At 64.8% G+C, this 1,220-nt stretch carries 2 protein-coding genes; both read left to right on the forward strand.

Going from position 1 to position 1,220, the window contains the following annotated elements:
• Positions 1-49: 49 nt before the first annotated feature.
• Positions 50-903 (forward strand): IS5 family transposase gene (locus ACZ5VC_RS33165; protein WP_469123673.1). Its coding sequence is split into 2 segments (ribosomal slippage): positions 50-389 and positions 389-903, totalling 855 coding nucleotides; the frame shifts between segments, so codons are not numbered across the junction.
• Complete coding sequence (locus tag ACZ5VC_RS33170; RefSeq protein ID WP_469123672.1) at positions 887-1,210, forward strand: hypothetical protein; 324 nt, start codon at positions 887-889, stop codon at positions 1,208-1,210. Before ACZ5VC_RS33165 ends, ACZ5VC_RS33170 begins: the two co-directional genes overlap by 17 nt.
• The last annotated feature ends 10 nt before the right edge of the window (positions 1,211-1,220 follow it).

The following is a 1,220-nucleotide window of genomic DNA, read 5'->3' on the forward strand; positions in this document are numbered from 1 at the left end:
AGAAGTGATCTCATTTGGCGGCTTGGGTAGGCTGCCGGTCGTGGCGGGGATTGTTGAGCGGCTGGTGCCGGATGAGTTGTGGGAGCTGTTCCAGCGAGTGGTTCCGGAGGCGCCATCGCGGCCTCAAGGCGGTGGCCGGCGTCGGTATGGCGACCGGGAGGTGCTGGCGGCGATTCTGTTCGTGGCTACGTCGGGCTGCACCTGGCAGCAGCTGCCTACGGCGTCGTTCGGGCCGTCGGGGGCGACAGCCCACCGGCGGTTCTCCGAGTGGACGAAGGCCCGGGTGTGGGCCAAGCTCCACCGCCTGATCCTCGACGAACTCGGCGCCCGCGGCGAGCTGGACTGGTCCCGCTGCGCGATCGACTCCGTCAACATGCGGGCCCTGAAAAGGGGGATCTGACGGGTCCGAATCCTGTCGACAGAGGCAAGTTCGGGTCGAAGATCCACTTGATCACCGAGCGGACCGGTCTGCCCCTGTCCATCGGAATCTCCGGGGCGAACCTCCACGACAGCCAGGCCCTCCAGCCTCTCGTCCGCGGCATTCCGCCGATCCGATCCCGCCGCGGACCCCGTCGCCGCCGCCCCGGCAAGCTCCACGGCGACAAGGGCTACGACTACGCCCACCTGCGGCGATGGCTGCGCAAACGCGGCATCCGTCAGCGAATCGCCCGCAAGGGAATCGAGCCGTCGAACCGGCTCGGCCGGCACCGATGGGTCGTGGAGCGAACGGTGTCCTGGCTCTCAGGCTGCCGTCGCTTACACCGGCGCTATGAACGCAAGGCCGAACACTTCCTGGCGTTCGCAGGCATCGCGGCAGCCCTCATCTGCTACCGCCGAATGAAGATGAACGCCAAACCAGCTCAACGGCTACTGAAAGATGGTTCAAATGAGCGAATCGACTGAGCAGGTGCAGACCGCAGATCGTCTGTGGGAGGAACACCGCCACGAACCCTTCCCCGACAACCTCCGACGTGCCACGTTCGGGGGTACACACGTGTGGCTTCTCGAATTGGACATCGCCGGCTGCGTTATTCGTTGGCTCGACAACGGCGGCACTCTCGACTCGAAGAACAGCATCCTCCTGCAGAGCTGCATCAAGGACCTGGACCGAGTCATCCCTGAGATCAATGACCCCGCAGCAGCCAAGTACTGCCAGCGGTTGCGACAGCTCGCTGTGCTCGTGTCAAGGAACCTGCCCAGCACCAAATGAGACAGACTCT

Source organism: Streptomyces sp. NPDC033174 (assembly GCF_055577795.1).